Origin of the sequence: Pseudomonas sp. BIGb0381 (assembly GCF_024809815.1) — a bacterium.
Lineage (GTDB): Bacteria > Pseudomonadota > Gammaproteobacteria > Pseudomonadales > Pseudomonadaceae > Aquipseudomonas.
The window spans coordinates 169,504-183,060 of record NZ_JANUEN010000007.1 but is presented as its reverse complement, the minus strand read 5'-3'; the positions used below and the strand labels follow the sequence as shown (position 1 = coordinate 183,060).

Annotated in this window: 17 protein-coding genes; 7 read left to right on the top strand and 10 right to left on the bottom strand. The window is 61.7% G+C overall.

Translation table 11 applies throughout. The features are described from left to right. Positions 1 to 93 precede the first annotated feature (93 nt). Entirely contained in the window at positions 94 to 615 is a 522-nt protein-coding gene (locus tag M2397_RS19645; protein ID WP_092355965.1) for a DUF3617 domain-containing protein, read from the top strand. A 21-nt stretch (positions 616 to 636) separates the two neighbouring features. On the opposite strand, the gene M2397_RS19640 is transcribed toward M2397_RS19645, so the two are convergent. From M2397_RS19640 to folE2, 7 genes are read right to left on the bottom strand one after another with little or no spacing between them, the layout of a single operon-like run. After that, positions 637 to 1,974 (bottom strand): dihydroorotase, encoded by a 1,338-nt coding sequence (locus M2397_RS19640; RefSeq protein WP_259244266.1) that lies wholly within the window; start codon positions 1,972 to 1,974, stop codon positions 637 to 639. Positions 1,975 to 1,977: 3 nt separating this feature from the next. Then, positions 1,978 to 2,538 (bottom strand): DapH/DapD/GlmU-related protein, encoded by a 561-nt coding sequence (locus tag M2397_RS19635; RefSeq protein WP_131697719.1) that lies wholly within the window; start codon positions 2,536 to 2,538, stop codon positions 1,978 to 1,980. After that, complete coding sequence (hisI, locus tag M2397_RS19630; protein ID WP_083236315.1) at positions 2,535 to 2,948, bottom strand: phosphoribosyl-AMP cyclohydrolase; 414 nt, start codon at positions 2,946 to 2,948, stop codon at positions 2,535 to 2,537. The genes M2397_RS19635 and hisI overlap by 4 nt, the downstream gene beginning before the upstream one ends. Continuing rightward, the gene (locus M2397_RS19625) at positions 2,945 to 3,823 is read right to left on the bottom strand and encodes a metal ABC transporter substrate-binding protein (RefSeq protein WP_145337377.1); all 879 of its coding nucleotides are present in this window, start codon (positions 3,821 to 3,823) and stop codon (positions 2,945 to 2,947) included. The genes hisI and M2397_RS19625 overlap by 4 nt, the downstream gene beginning before the upstream one ends. Before the next feature lie 11 nt (positions 3,824 to 3,834). Next, complete coding sequence (locus M2397_RS19620; RefSeq protein WP_053127510.1) at positions 3,835 to 4,701, bottom strand: metal ABC transporter permease; 867 nt, start codon at positions 4,699 to 4,701, stop codon at positions 3,835 to 3,837. Next, positions 4,701 to 5,369, bottom strand: a complete 669-nt coding sequence (locus M2397_RS19615; protein ID WP_131697716.1) for a metal ABC transporter ATP-binding protein — start codon at positions 5,367 to 5,369, stop codon at positions 4,701 to 4,703. The genes M2397_RS19620 and M2397_RS19615 overlap by 1 nt, the downstream gene beginning before the upstream one ends. After that, entirely contained in the window at positions 5,366 to 6,256 is an 891-nt protein-coding gene (gene folE2, locus M2397_RS19610) for a GTP cyclohydrolase FolE2 (protein WP_131697715.1), read from the bottom strand. The genes M2397_RS19615 and folE2 overlap by 4 nt, the downstream gene beginning before the upstream one ends. Before the next feature lie 128 nt (positions 6,257 to 6,384). Here folE2 and M2397_RS19605 point away from each other — a divergent pair, with 128 nt between their 5' ends. Then, on the top strand, positions 6,385 to 7,596 hold the full coding sequence (locus M2397_RS19605) for an N-acetylmuramoyl-L-alanine amidase (RefSeq protein ID WP_145337380.1): 1,212 nt from the start codon (positions 6,385 to 6,387) through the stop codon (positions 7,594 to 7,596). On the opposite strand, the gene M2397_RS19600 is transcribed toward M2397_RS19605, so the two are convergent. Continuing rightward, on the bottom strand, positions 7,593 to 7,961 hold the full coding sequence (locus tag M2397_RS19600) for a hypothetical protein (protein ID WP_053127519.1): 369 nt from the start codon (positions 7,959 to 7,961) through the stop codon (positions 7,593 to 7,595). The two genes, M2397_RS19605 and M2397_RS19600, sit on opposite strands and share 4 nt — an antisense overlap. 127 nt (positions 7,962 to 8,088) lie before the next feature. On the opposite strand from M2397_RS19600, the gene dksA reads away from it, so the two are divergent. Genes dksA through M2397_RS19580 form a run of 4 tightly spaced genes read left to right on the top strand, consistent with a single transcriptional unit; the run spans position 8,089 to position 11,377 of the window. Further along, the gene (dksA, locus tag M2397_RS19595; protein ID WP_131697713.1) at positions 8,089 to 8,493 is read left to right on the top strand and encodes an RNA polymerase-binding protein DksA; all 405 of its coding nucleotides are present in this window, start codon (positions 8,089 to 8,091) and stop codon (positions 8,491 to 8,493) included. Positions 8,494 to 8,520: 27 nt separating this feature from the next. Continuing rightward, the gene (zigA, locus tag M2397_RS19590) at positions 8,521 to 9,726 is read left to right on the top strand and encodes a zinc metallochaperone GTPase ZigA (protein WP_167655897.1); all 1,206 of its coding nucleotides are present in this window, start codon (positions 8,521 to 8,523) and stop codon (positions 9,724 to 9,726) included. Next, positions 9,726 to 10,370, top strand: a complete 645-nt coding sequence (locus tag M2397_RS19585) for a DUF1826 domain-containing protein (RefSeq protein ID WP_259244265.1) — start codon at positions 9,726 to 9,728, stop codon at positions 10,368 to 10,370. The genes zigA and M2397_RS19585 overlap by 1 nt, the downstream gene beginning before the upstream one ends. A 44-nt stretch (positions 10,371 to 10,414) precedes the next feature. Continuing rightward, positions 10,415 to 11,377: a GTP-binding protein gene (locus M2397_RS19580; protein WP_259244264.1), complete on the top strand. Its 963-nt coding sequence runs from the start codon at positions 10,415 to 10,417 to the stop codon at positions 11,375 to 11,377. Here M2397_RS19580 and M2397_RS19575 read toward each other — a convergent pair. Continuing rightward, complete coding sequence (locus M2397_RS19575; RefSeq protein ID WP_065926772.1) at positions 11,371 to 11,766, bottom strand: DUF3301 domain-containing protein; 396 nt, start codon at positions 11,764 to 11,766, stop codon at positions 11,371 to 11,373. The two genes, M2397_RS19580 and M2397_RS19575, sit on opposite strands and share 7 nt — an antisense overlap. Before the next feature lie 117 nt (positions 11,767 to 11,883). Between M2397_RS19575 and pdxY the strand changes: the two genes are divergently transcribed. After that, positions 11,884 to 12,756, top strand: a complete 873-nt coding sequence (gene pdxY, locus M2397_RS19570; protein WP_027608215.1) for a pyridoxal kinase PdxY — start codon at positions 11,884 to 11,886, stop codon at positions 12,754 to 12,756. 26 nt (positions 12,757 to 12,782) lie between these two features. Here pdxY and M2397_RS19565 read toward each other — a convergent pair whose 3' ends face one another. Beyond that, positions 12,783 to 13,268: an acyl-CoA thioesterase gene (locus M2397_RS19565; protein ID WP_003177014.1), complete on the bottom strand. Its 486-nt coding sequence runs from the start codon at positions 13,266 to 13,268 to the stop codon at positions 12,783 to 12,785. Positions 13,269 to 13,557: the final 289 nt, after the last annotated feature.

Genomic DNA, 13,557 nt, shown 5'->3' with positions numbered 1-13,557 from the left:
CCATGAACGGCTGCGAATGTCGCTATTTTATTTGCCGTGCAACACTGGCACTTTTGTGGCGTCTAACGCCCACAATTGCCCAGGAGTTACCCGATGAATGCTCGTCTGCTTGGTTTGGCCATGGTTGTTGGTTTGTCGTTGCCGGTGGCAGCGCAGGCGCAGATGCTGGCGCCGGGCTTGTGGGAATTGACCACCAGCAACATGAAAGTCGATAACCAGGACCTGCCGGACCTGTCGCTGATCCTCGGTCAGCTCAAGCAACAGATGACCCCCGAACAGCGCGCCATGCTGGAAAAGCAAGGCATCACCATGGCCGGCAAAGGCGTGCAGGTGTGCCTCACCCCGGCACAGGTCGCCTCTGATTCAATCCCCCTGACCGACCCGCAATCGGGCTGCAAACAGGAAGTGACCGACAAGACCGGTAACCAGTGGAAATTCCGTTTCAGTTGCCCGAAAGCCCAGGGCACCGGCGTCGCTACCTTCCAGAGCCAGAAAGAATTCACCACCACCGTCAACGGCACCTTCAATGCCACCGGCGTTCAGCAGAAGGGCAGCCTGGATACCCACGCCCAATGGCTGGGCACCGATTGCGGTACGGTCAAGCCTCGCGCTTAATAGGAGCGAGCAAGCGCGCTCCTACCTTAGGAAATGCAGGGGTAAACCCTGGCAGCTGTCGACTACCTGGCCGTTGTGCCAGGCCAGGTGGCCGCAGACCAAGGTGGTGCTCACACTGTGGCGAAAGCGACGTTCGGCGAACGGCGTCCAACCACAGCGGGCAAGAATCGGCTCATCCCTGACCGGCTTTCCCTCGGGCTCCGGTTTGATCAGCACCAGGTCGGCCCAATACCCTTCGCGTAGATAACCCCGGTCGGGGATGGCAAACAGGTCGGCGACACGGTGGCTGGTCTTGGCCACCAGGGTGGCCAGGGGCAGCAGCCCATCGGCCACCAACTCCAACAGCGCAGGCAGCGCGTGTTGCACCAGGGGCAAACCCGAGGGCGCTTCACGATACCCCAACTGTTTTTGCGCCCAGGTATGCGGCGCATGGTCAGTGCCAATCACATCCAGACGATCACTCAGCAAGGCCAGGCGCAGGGCGTCGCGGTCGGCGCGGGTCTTGATCGCCGGGTTGCATTTGATCTGGTGGCCGAGGCGGTGATAGTCGTGGTCATCGAACAGCAGGTGATGCACGCAGACTTCAGCGGTAATGCGTTTTTGCGCCAGCGGTTTGTCTTCGAACAATTCCAGCTCGCGGGCACTGGTCAGGTGCAGCACGTGCAGGCGTGTACCGTGACGCTTGGCCAATTCCACGGCGAAGGAGGATGAGCGATAGCAGGCTTCGGCATCGCGGATCAGCGGGTGGGCGACGGCGGGGATCTTGTCACCAAAGCGCTCACGCATGCGCTGCTCGTTGGCTTGGATGCTCGGCGTGTGTTCGCAGTGGGCGAGGAGGATGGTCGGCACCTCGGCAAACAGCCGTTCCAGGATCCGTGGATCGTCCACCAGCATATTGCCGGTAGAGGCGCCCATGAACACTTTGACCCCGGCCACTTCGCGTGGGTCGAGGGCGGCGACGGTGTCGAGGTTGTCGTTGCTGACGCCGAAGTGAAAGCCATAGTTGGCCACCGAGTGCAGGGCCGCGCGGCGCTTTTTATCGGCCAGGGCTTCCAGGTTCAGCGTGGCGGGCTGGGTGTTGGGCATGTCCATCACGCTGGTAATGCCGCCGGCCACGGCCGCGCGGGACTCGCTGTAGAAGCTGCCCTTGTCCGGCGCGCCCGGATCGCGAAAATGCACCTGATCGTCAATCATGCCCGGCAGCAGCCACTGGCCTTGGGCGTCGATGGCCACCGGCGCGGTGTTCCCCTCGATACTGCTGGCGATCTTCTCGATACGGCCATTGACGACCAGCACGTCGGCATCGAACTCCTGGCCTTCATTCACCAGGCGGGCATTGCGGATCAGCAGGCGGCTCATGGCTCAGAACTCGTTTTGCAGGGCTTTGTAACCGCGCACCAGGTCGACGTTGGTACGTGCCACGTCTTCGGAAAACTCCGAGGCGCTGACACTCACCGGCGGGAATTGCGACAAGTCGGTATTCGGCCCGATACGGGTAGTGGAGGGCACGTAGAAGGCGACGGGCAAGTCACGGCCGTCGACCACCGAGTTATGGCGCACCACGCATCCATCGCCGACGGCGCAGTTGAACAGCACGCTGTTGAAACCGATAAACACGCGGTCGCCGACGGTGCAGGGGCCGTGGACGATGGAGCGATGCGCGATGGATGTAAATGCTCCTATCGTCACCGCCGCGCCGGACTTGGAGTGGATGACCACGCCGTCCTGGATATTGGAATTGGCGCCGATGGTGATCGGGTCCATGGCGCCGCTGGCGTCGACTTCGTCGGCGCGGATCACGGCGTAGGGGCCGACAAACACGTTCTCGCCGATGATGACTTTGCCGCAGATGATCGCGGTCTTGTCGACGTAGGCCGATTCGGCAATCACCGGCAGATCGCCGGAAGGGTTCTTGCGGATCATGCAACTGGCTCCGTAATGATGTGAACGTAGGCGCCGTCGATGGCGTTGTAGAAACAGGTGTGGCGGCCGGTGTGGCAGGCCGGGCCTTGCTGGTCGACGATCAGCAGTACCGCGTCGCCGTCACAATCCAGGCGCGCTTCCACCAACTGTTGCCAGTGGCCGGAGCTCTCGCCTTTGCGCCACAGCTGTCGGCGCGAGCGCGACCAATAGCAGACCTGCCCGGTAGCCAGTGTTTCGTTGAGGGCCTGGCGATTCATCCAGGCCAACATCAACACTTCGCCGCTGCCGTGTTGCTGGGCGATGGCGGCGATCAGGCCGTCGCTGTTCCACGGCAGGGCGTCGAGCACGGCTGCAAGTGGAAAGCGGCTGCCGACGGCAGCCCCTTCCAGTTCGAGCATGCTCAGGGTCATGGCTTGCTCAACGCTGCGCACAGGGTGTTGAGGTTGTACTCGAACAGCCCGATGAAGGTGCTCGCCGGCCCTTCTGCAGCCAGGGCGTCGGAGTACAGCGTGCCGCCAATCTGCGCGCCGCTTTCATCGGCGATCTGCTTGAGCAGGCGCGAGTCCTTGATGTTTTCCATGAACACGGCCTTGACCTTGTCTTTGCGGATTTGGGTGATCAGCGCGGCGACTTCGGCGGCCGACGGTTCACGTTCGGTGGACAGGCCTTGCGGCGCCAGGAACTGGATGCCATAGGCCTGGCCCAGGTAGCCGAAGGCGTCATGGGAGGTAACGATGCGACGGTTACCCGGCGGCAGCGCGCCGAATTTGGTCTTGGCTTCGGCCAGCAGGCGGTAGATTTCCTTCAGGTAGGCTTGGCTGTTGCGCAGGTAGTCGGCCTTGTTGGCCGGGTCGGCAGCTACCAGCGCCTTGGTGATGTTGTTCACATAGATTTCGGCGTTGGCCAGGTTGTGCCAGGCATGCGGGTCGGGGATGGTTTCGCCGTCTTCCTCCATGGTGTGGGAGATCACACCTTTGCTGGCGGTGACCACCGTGGCCTTGGTTTCGGTGCTGGTGACCAGGCGATCCAGCCACGGCTCGAAGCCCAGGCCGTTCTTGATGATCACCTTGGCCTTGAGCAGCGCCTTGGCGTCGTCCGGGGTTGGCTCGTAGGTATGGGCATCGGCGTCGGGGCCGACCATGTTGCTGATCTGGATGTGCTCGCCACCGATCTGGTGGGTGATGTCATCGAGAATACTGAAGCTGGTAACCACTTGGAGTTTGTCGGCGGCCTGGGCCATCGACAGCGGCAGCAGCAGACTGAACAGCACGAGTAGAGCGCGCATCGGGAAACACCTCATTGGGATGTAAGCAAAGGCGGGCGGCGCAGCAAGCCGTGCACCGGACCGAAGACCACGGACAGCAGGTACCCACCGCCAGCCACCAGCACAATCGCCGGGCCGCTGGGCAGCGAGAAGTAGAACGACAGCAATAAACCCAACCACACCGACAGGCATCCCAGCACCGCCGATACAGCGATCAACACCGGCAGGCGCCGGCTCCAGAAGCGTGAAGCGATGGCCGGCAACATCATCAATCCCACCACCATCAAGGCGCCGATGGCTTGGAAGCCAATCACCAGGTTCAGTACCACCAGGGTCAGGAACAAGCCGTGGGCCAGGGGGCCAAGGCGGCTGACGGTTTGCAGGAACAGCGGGTCGAGGGTGTCCAGCAGCAGCGGTTTGTAGATCAGCGCCATGGCGATCAGGCTGAACCCGGAGACCCAGAGCATGCCGGTCAGGGTGGTTTCGTCGACGGCCAGGGCAGAGCCGAACAGCAGGTGCAGCAGGTCCAGGCGCTTGCCGGCCAGGCCCAGGATCAATACGCCGGCGGCGAGGGAGATGGGATAGATAGCGGCGAGGCTGGCGTCTTCGCGCAGGCCGGTGCGGCGGGTGATCCACGCCGACAGGCCGGCCATGCTCAGGCCCGCGCCCAGGCCGCCGATGGTCAGCGCGGGCAGGCTCAAGCCCGCGAACCAGAAGCCCAGTGCGGCGCCGGGCAATATGCCGTGGGCGACGGCGTCACCGATCAGGCTCATGCGGCGCAGGATCAGAAATACGCCGAGCGGAGCGGTGCTGCAGGCGAGCACCAGCCCGCCGATCAGGGCGCGACGCATGAAGACGAAGTCGAGGAAGGGCATCCACAGGTGGGCGGCGAAGTGCATCAGGCCACCTGCATGTGAGGCTGCGGGCGGATCAACTCTTTGCTGGGGCCGAACACACAGCCACTGCTTTTGATTTGCACCACTTGCTGGGTGTGATGGCGTACGGAGGCGAGGTCATGGCACACCACCACCAACGTTCGGCCTTCGGCGTGCCAGGCGTGGATGTGGTTCCAGCACAGCGCCTGGCCTTCTTCGTCCAGAGCGGCATGGGGCTCGTCAAGCAGTAACACTGGCGACTCGGCAAGGCTCATGCGAGCGAGCAATGCGCGTTGTAGTTGGCCGCCTGACAACGCCATCAGCGGGCGCTGTTCCAGACCGCTGAGGCACCAGTCTTCCAGTACCGCTTGCAGGCGTTCGCTGCGTTGTTGCGGGGTGAGCCGTGTGCCCCATAGACCGGCGGCGACCAGTTCTTGCAGGCTGATGGGGAACTGACGGTCAAGGTGCTGTTGCTGGGGCAGGAACGACAGGCCACCTCGGCGTGGAACATCCACGGTCACTTTGCCCGCCAACGGTTTTTGCAGGCCAGCGATGACTTTGAGCAGGCTGCTTTTGCCGCAGCCGTTGGGGCCGATCACACCGGTGAGGCTGCCTTTTTCCAGGGTGAAATCCACGGCGGGAGTGAGCGGTTGGCCGGGGGCGCCCCAGCGCAAGGCGGTGCAACTGATCATGAAGGGTTTCTCGTCCAGCGGCTTTCAGCCACGGCATCGTGCGCGTGCAGGCTTTCGGCGTGGATCACTTTGAGGTGGAAGGCTTTGACGGCATCCGAGCGTTTCAAGGCGAGGTTAAGGCGGCGTGCGGCGTCTTCGCAGAACATCAGGTTCTGCCCGTTGGCCAGGGCGAAGGCTTGTTCGTCCGCGCGTTTTACGGCGGTTTGTACGGCTGTGCCGAGGGCGGCTTCGGCAGCGTTGATCAGCTCGGTCAGTGGCAGGTGATCGCCTTGCAGGTGCACGTGCAACTGCGCGCTGCTGCGCTGGCTGTGGGGCGTGGCGACGATACCGTTGGCGCTGCCGAGCCAGGTCAATACGTCTTCATGCAGCAATGGCGTGTTGCCGAAGTCTTGGAGAAATTGCTGCTGAATCAACTGCCTGGCGAGGGCAGCGGAACAGGGGCAGGTTGAAGAATAGGTAACGTCAATTTTTAGTTCCACGTGGAACATCTGGTTTTCCAGGCGCGCCTCGATGCTCACCGGGTAGCCCTTCCAGCCGGCCAGTGGGCTGACCAGCGCGGGGCGTTTCAGCAGTAAATTCGTGTGCAGACGCAGGTAGGCGTTCTTAGATAAATCTTCATGACTGTCGAGAAACCGCTGCAGTACATTGCGCAGAAGTGCGGGTGTAATGGGCTGCTGGTCGAGCATCTCCAGCGCCAGGTAAAGGCGCGACATATGAATACCACGGGCGGTGCCGTCGTCCAGGCTGACGCCGGCATCGGCGGTGGCGGTCAGGCGCTGGCCATCGATGAGGATCGGCAGGGCGATGCCGCACATGCCCACCCAGTCGAGTGGCAAGGCTTGGCGTGAAGCCTGCGCGGCAATATCCGGCAGAGTCAGCGCATTCATAAGCAGGTCCATCGTTGGAAATAATTCGACATGTTATAGTATAACAATAGAGTCGACGATGAATTTTCTGCCCCGACCTTTTTTCAGTCATGTCGAGTACGGACGCTCCTTTATTCGCGGTATTTGTCATGCACAGACGTCAGCTCCTCCACCTGCTCCTGGCCAGCCCTTTGTTTGCTTTGCCGTTCGCCGCCCACGCGACCCAGATCCGCAATGCACGCCTGTGGCGCTCGGACGACAAGCTGCGGCTGGTGTTCGACCTAAGCGGCCCAGTGCAATACAAGACGTTCTCCCTGACTGCCCCGGAACGCCTGATCATCGACTTGAGCGGCGCAGGCCTCAGTGGTGACTTTTCTCAACTTGAGCTGAAGAACAGCGGGATCACCTCGATTCGCTCGGGGCATTTCGGCAAGGCGGATACACGCATCGTGCTTGACCTGGCCGCGCCGATGCAGCTCAACAGCTTTGTATTGCCGCCTCAGGACGGGCAGGGGCATCGCCTGGTGCTGGACCTGACCAGCGCCACCCGTGCACCGCGTCAAATCGCTGCTGAAGCCGTGCCCTTGGTGGCTTCGGTGGACAAGGCGCACCCCAAGCGCGACATCATTGTGGTGGTCGACCCCGGCCACGGCGGCAAAGACCCCGGTGCTGTCGGGTCCAAGGGGCAGCGCGAAAAAGATGTGGTGCTGTCGATCGCCCAACTGCTGGCCAAGCGCTTGAAACGTGAAAAGGGTTTTGACGTGAAACTGGTGCGTAACGACGACTTCTTTGTGCCGCTGCGCAAGCGCGTGGACATCGCCCGTCAGCACAAGGCCGATATGTTCATCTCGGTGCATGCCGATGCCGCGCCACGGCTCACGGCCTCGGGCGCCTCTGTGTATGCGCTGTCGGAGGGCGGCGCGACCTCGGCCACGGCGCGCTTTATGGCCCAGCGTGAAAACGGCGCGGATTTGCTGGGCGCCACCACGTTGCTCAATCTCAAGGATAAGGATCCGATGCTGGCCGGGGTGATTCTTGATATGTCGATGAACGCCACCATCGCGTCCAGCCTGCAACTGGGCAGCTCGGTGTTGGGGAGCCTGCAAAGCATCACCAGCCTGCATCAGAAACGTGTGGAACAGGCGGGGTTCGCGGTGCTCAAGTCACCGGACGTGCCGTCGATCCTGGTGGAGACCGGCTTTATCTCCAACGCCCAGGACGCCCAGCGCCTGGTGACGGCGCGCCATCAACAAGCGGTTGCGGATGGCTTGTTCGAAGGCCTGAAAAAATACTTCCAGAAGAACCCGCCGATGAACAGCTACATGGCCTGGGTGCAGGAACAGAAGAACGCTCAGGCCTAACAGCCGGTAATTCGGCTGCACGTGAACTTGGCAGTGGCGCCTCCGGAGCTGGAAAACCGGTTGATCGTGGTCCAGCCCACCCGCCGCGTGTAGCCGACCCATGCCTCCCCATCCGACGCCAGGCCGGTAAAGAACGTCAGTTGCCCGTAGCGGCTGTTGGTTTGTGCCCAATAACGTTTACCGACCACCTCGAAACCGCGCAAATACGTGGTGGTGCCCACCGTCGCTACGCTGTAGGCATTGCCCAGCGGGTCCACACAGGCCAACAGGTTGGCGCTGCGCGTGCAATTGGCCAGCAAGCTTGGCGCTTGGGCGCAGGCAGGCCCTGCCGCTGCCAGTAACAGGGCGCACACCAGGTATTTCATAAGGGATCTCGGGGGCTGGGAAGTGTTCAAGCATTGCGCCCTTCGTCGCAACGAGCAAGGGGGATTGGCTTATTTGTATTGTTATACTATAACATTAAAGCACAGCCTGACCCGTGACCCATTCCCTATGACCGAACAAGACCTGCTGGCCCAGCCGCCCGCCGACTATATGAATGAAGCCCAGCAGGGCTTTTTCCGCGAACTGTTGCTGACTCAGCGCAATGAACTGCAAGCGCGCATCGAGGGCGAATTCCTGTTACTGCGCGAGCAGGAGCCCAACAGCGATCCGGCCGATGTGGGCAGCGCCGAAGAACAGCGCCAGTGGCAACTGCGCTTGCTGGAGCGGGAAAAGAAGCTGCTCGACAAGATCGACGACGCCCTCGAACTGCTCGCCCGTGGCGAGTACGGCTGGTGCCGCGAAACGGGTGAGCCCATCGGCCTGCAACGTCTGCTGCTGCGCCCCACCGCCACCCTGTGTATCGAAGCCAAAGAACGTCAAGAGCTGCGCGAACGCCATAAACGGGCGATTTGACCGGCCAACCCTGATGAGGATTACCTGATGCCCAATCGTCTCCCCGTTACCGTGTTGTCCGGCTTTCTCGGCGCCGGTAAAAGCACGCTGCTCAACTACGTCCTGCGCAACCGCGAAAACCTGCGCGTGGCGGTGATCGTCAACGACATGAGCGAAATCAACATCGACGGCAGCGAGGTGCAGCGTGACGTCACCCTCAACCGTTCCGAAGAAAAACTGGTGGAGATGAGCAACGGCTGTATCTGCTGCACCTTGCGTGAAGACTTGCTCGAAGAAGTCGGAAAACTCGCCAAGGAAGGTCGCTTCGATTACCTGTTGATCGAATCCACCGGTATCTCCGAGCCGTTGCCGGTGGCTGAAACCTTCACCTTCCGTGATGAAAACGAGCAAAGCCTGGCCGACATCGCGCGCTTGGACACCATGGTCACCGTGGTCGACGGCATGAACTTCCTGCTCGACTACCAGGCTGCCGAAAGCCTCGCCTCACGGGGCGAAACCCTTGGAGAGGAGGACGAACGCTCGATCACCGACCTGTTGATTGAGCAGATCGAATTCGCCGACGTGATCCTGATCAGCAAGATCGACCTGATCAGCAGCTGTGAGCGCGAAGAGCTGATGGCGATCCTTGAGCGCCTCAATGCCCAGGCGGAAATCATCCCGATGGTCATGGGCGAAGTGCCGCTGAACAAGATCCTCAACACCGGCCGCTTCGACTTCGAACGCGCCGCGCAAGCGCCAGGCTGGTTGCAGGAGTTGCGTGGTGAACATGTGCCGGAAACCGAAGAGTACGGCATCGCGTCCACCGCTTATCGCGCACGGCGCCCCTTCCATCCGCAACGCTTCTTCGACTTTATCGACCGGCCTTGGGTCAACGGTAAATTGCTGCGTTCCAAGGGCTTTTTCTGGCTGGCCAGCAAGCATCAGGATGCCGGCAGTTGGTCCCAGGCCGGTGGCTTGATGCGCCATGGGTTTGCCGGACGCTGGTGGCGCTTTGTGCCGAAAAGCCAATGGCCCCAAGACGAAGAAAGCGTCGCGGCAATCATGGGTAACTGGCAGCTCAGTACCGGCGACTGCCGTCAGGAACTGGTGTTTATCGGACAGAACATCGACTTCGCGCGGATGCGTACCGAGTTGGACGCGTGCTTGCTCACCGATGAAGAAATGGCCCTGGGCGTCGAAGGTTGGCGCCTGCTGGCTGATCCGTTTGGTCCCTGGTACGAAGAGGTTGCCTGATGTTGGCACCGGTTATCCCCTTGCGCCCCGTGGTTCGCCAGACCAGTGGTGACACCCCGCTGGCGCTGTCCGATATTCTCGAAGATGGCGTGAACCTGGCGCTGTGGCAGCGTCAATTGCCGTTGCATATCGCCGAATTCGGCACTTTGCTGGTGGCGCTCAATGAGCCGTTGGCCGAGTCCTTGGTGATCGAACTCAACAGAGAGGACGCCGAGCCGAACTTGCGCGGTCTGGCGTCCAGTTACCGCGATCTTGAAGGCTACGAAGGTTTTATCGCCGATGTGTCGTGGCTGGTCAGCGCCTTTGCGTGCCTGCTCGGCGCCAAGCGCATCGGTGTGCGCCTGCGGTTGCTGGATAAAGCCATGTGCCCCCGTTTTCACGTTGACCATGTGCCGGTGCGGCTGATCACCACCTATGCCGGCATCGGCAGCCAGTGGTTGCGCGAAGGGGCGATGGACCGCCGCAAGCTCAGCCAACCGGACGCCGAACCGAGCCAGCGCATCGAACAGATCCAGTGCGGTGAAGTGGCGCTGCTCAAAGGCACTAAATGGCATGGCAACGAAGACCACGGCCTGATCCATCGCTCCCCCGCGCTGAAAGCGGATGAGCGCCGATTGATTCTGACGCTGGATTGGCTCGCGTAACCGCGTAGGATCAAACGCTCTACACGGTCCGAACGATGGCTCTCATGCTGCAGAACATTCCCACCCACGTAATTGCCGGGCCCTTGGGCGCCGGCAAGACCAGCCTGATCAAGCACCTGCTCGCCCAACGCCCGGCCAACGAGCGCTGGGCGGTGTTGATCAACGAGTTCGGCCAGATCGGCCTGGACGCTGCACTGCTGACCCTGGATGACGACGGCATTGCCCTCGGTGAAGTTGCCGGTGGCTGCCTCTGCTGTGTGAATGGCGCACCGTTCCAGGTAGGCCTGGGCCGGTTGCTGCGTAAGGCCAAGCCGGATCGGTTGTTTATCGAACCCTCGGGCCTGGGCCATCCTGCGCAGTTGCTCAAGCAGTTGCGCGAAGCGCCGTGGCAGCAGGTGCTGGCGGTTCAGCCCTGTGTGCTGGTGCTGGATGCCCAGGCGCTGGCAGCGGGCAAACCCTTACCGCCAACGCAGCAGGAAGCGTTGGCCAGTGCCGGACTGTTGGTGCTGAACAAGGATGAGGGGCTGGATGCTGGGCAACGCGAGGCGGTCGAACGACAGCTACCCGACCGCGATATTTATTGGACCCAACAGGCGCACGTGCCGCTCGGCAAACTGCCAGGCTTGAAGGCACAGGCTGAAGCTGCTGTGGATAACTTCGCCGTGCCTAAGGGGCTGGCTCAATTGCCGGCTATCTGGAGCGATCCGGCAGTGCCGATCTGCCTGAGTCAGGCCCAGGAGGGCGGTTGGAGTATCGGTTGGCGCTGGCACCCGAGCCAGCAATTCGATTCCGAGCGTCTGCACCTGTGGCTGACAGGGCTAGAGTGGTGCCGCGCCAAACTGGTTATCCACAGCCGTGATGGGTGGATCTCGGCCAACGCTGTGGATAACAGCCCGCTCGTCTGGCAACCCAGCGAATGGCGTCGCGACTCACGTATCGAACTGATCTTCAGCGCACCACAGGACGTGGCCGCATTGCAGGCCGCACTGGCTGCCTGCCGTTACTGACGGTTCTTGGTGGCGTGGTCCTGGCGCCATTGGCTCAGCTCGATCACATTGGCGCTGGGCAGCGCTTCCTTGACCTCGAACGGGTAGGGCGCCAGTTCGATCTGCGCGCTGTGGGCACCGAATTGTGTGATGGTCCCGCTGTGACGAGTCTCGCCTGTGACGGTGAACTCGAAATTGTAGATACGCGCCAGACGCCGCCGACCGTTGGCATCCTTCACAAAACCGATGCGCTTTAACGCCACGGCGCCGTCGAGCAATTCGATATCGAGCTTGGCACAATGCTGCTTGACCCGCGCGAGCGCCCGCTCTCGCAGGCCGTGGTTGTGCCATACCCAGGCGGCACCGGTCGCCAGCAGCATCAACACGAAGATGTTTCCCAGGGTGAGCATGCGAAAAACTCCAACAAAGTGAGAGCAGCTTAACTGTGTCGTCGGCCTGTCGTACAGGCTGCGTTTAGTCGCATACTGCGCGGCCAGAATTTCAATGGCTTTACGGAAATCCCCTGCATGAAACGCACACCTCATCTGCTTGCGATCCAGTCTCATGTGGTCTTTGGCCACGCCGGAAACAGCGCCGCCGTGTTCCCCATGCAGCGGGTCGGGGTAAATGTCTGGCCGCTGAACACGGTGCAGTTCTCCAACCATACGCAGTATGGTCAGTGGGCGGGCGAAGTGTTGGCGCCGCAGCAGATTCCTGCGCTGGTGGAAGGCATTGCCGCCATCGGCGAGCTGGGCAACTGCGATGCGATCCTGTCCGGCTACCTGGGCAGTGCGGATCAGGGCCGCGCGATTCTTACCGGTGTGGCGCGCATCAAGGCCATCAACCCCAAGGCCCTGTACCTGTGCGACCCGGTGATGGGCCATCCGGAAAAGGGCTGCATCGTGCCGCAGGAAGTCAGCGATTTCCTGCTGGATGAAGCTGCGGCCATGGCCGACTTCCTGTGCCCCAACCAACTGGAACTGGATAGCTTTGCCGGGCGTAAGCCGCAATCGCTGTTCGACTGCCTGGGCATGGCTAAGGCATTGCTGGCCCGTGGCCCGAAGGCGGTACTGGTCAAGCACCTGGATTACCCGGGCAAGTTGCCGGACGGTTTCGAGATGCTGCTGGTAACCGCCGAGGGCAGCTGGCACCTGCGTCGGCCGCTGCTGGCGTTCCCGCGCCAGCCGGTGGGCGTGGGCGACCTGACGTCGGGGCTGTTCCTGGCGCGGGTGTTGCTGGGTGACAGTCTGCTGGCGGCTTTTGAGTTCACGGCCGCGGCGGTGCACGAAGTGCTGCTGGAAACCCAGGCCTGCGCCAGTTACGAGTTGGAACTGGTACGCGCCCAGGACCGCATCGCCCATCCTCGCGTACGTTTCGAGGCGACGCCGATCAGCCTGTAAGTGCGGGAGGGTTTACAGTCCCGGACTTACAGCGCGTCCGCCTTGATTTCCTGGTAGCGCTTCTCCAGCTCCTGGCGGATCTGCCGGCGCTGCTGGGCCTGCACGAACCGGCGCTTGTCTTCGCTGTTGTGCGGTTGCAGCGGCGGTACGGCAGCGGGTTTGCGCTGGTCGTCCACGGCCACCATGGTGAAGAAACAGCTGTTGGTATGACGTACCGAGCGCTCGCGGATGTTCTCGGTCACCACCTTGATGCCCACTTCCATCGACGTATTGCCGGTGTAGTTGACCGATGCAAGGAATGTCACCAGCTCGCCGACATGGATCGGCTCGCGAAAAATCACCTGATCCACCGACAACGTCACCACATAGCGACCGGCATAACGGCTCGCGCAGGCGTAGGCCACTTCGTCGAGGTACTTGAGCAAGGTGCCGCCGTGGACATTGCCTGAGAAGTTGGCCATGTCAGGGGTCATCAATACCGTCATCGACAGCTGGGCGTTTCCGGGTTCCATAGCACACTCACGGGTTGTAGGCATTGGTTGGGGGGCACCTCTGCGGGTGCTGGGATCTTTGCAGCGCCATCCCTTACGGGACGCCGGTGGGCGGCTTGCCGTCACGCGTTCACCGATCTGTTTCCATATATTGCACCGGCTTTCCGGCGGAAGTCGCGGTGTTAACCTTCAAAAGCCCATCTCAGGGCATTTCTTACGATTAAGGCAGACTTTTCCTTCCGCACTTTGCGATTTTTCAAAGGCGCGTGCGGAAGTGGGAAAAGCGCCAGTACCCTCAAGGAGCCCCTCG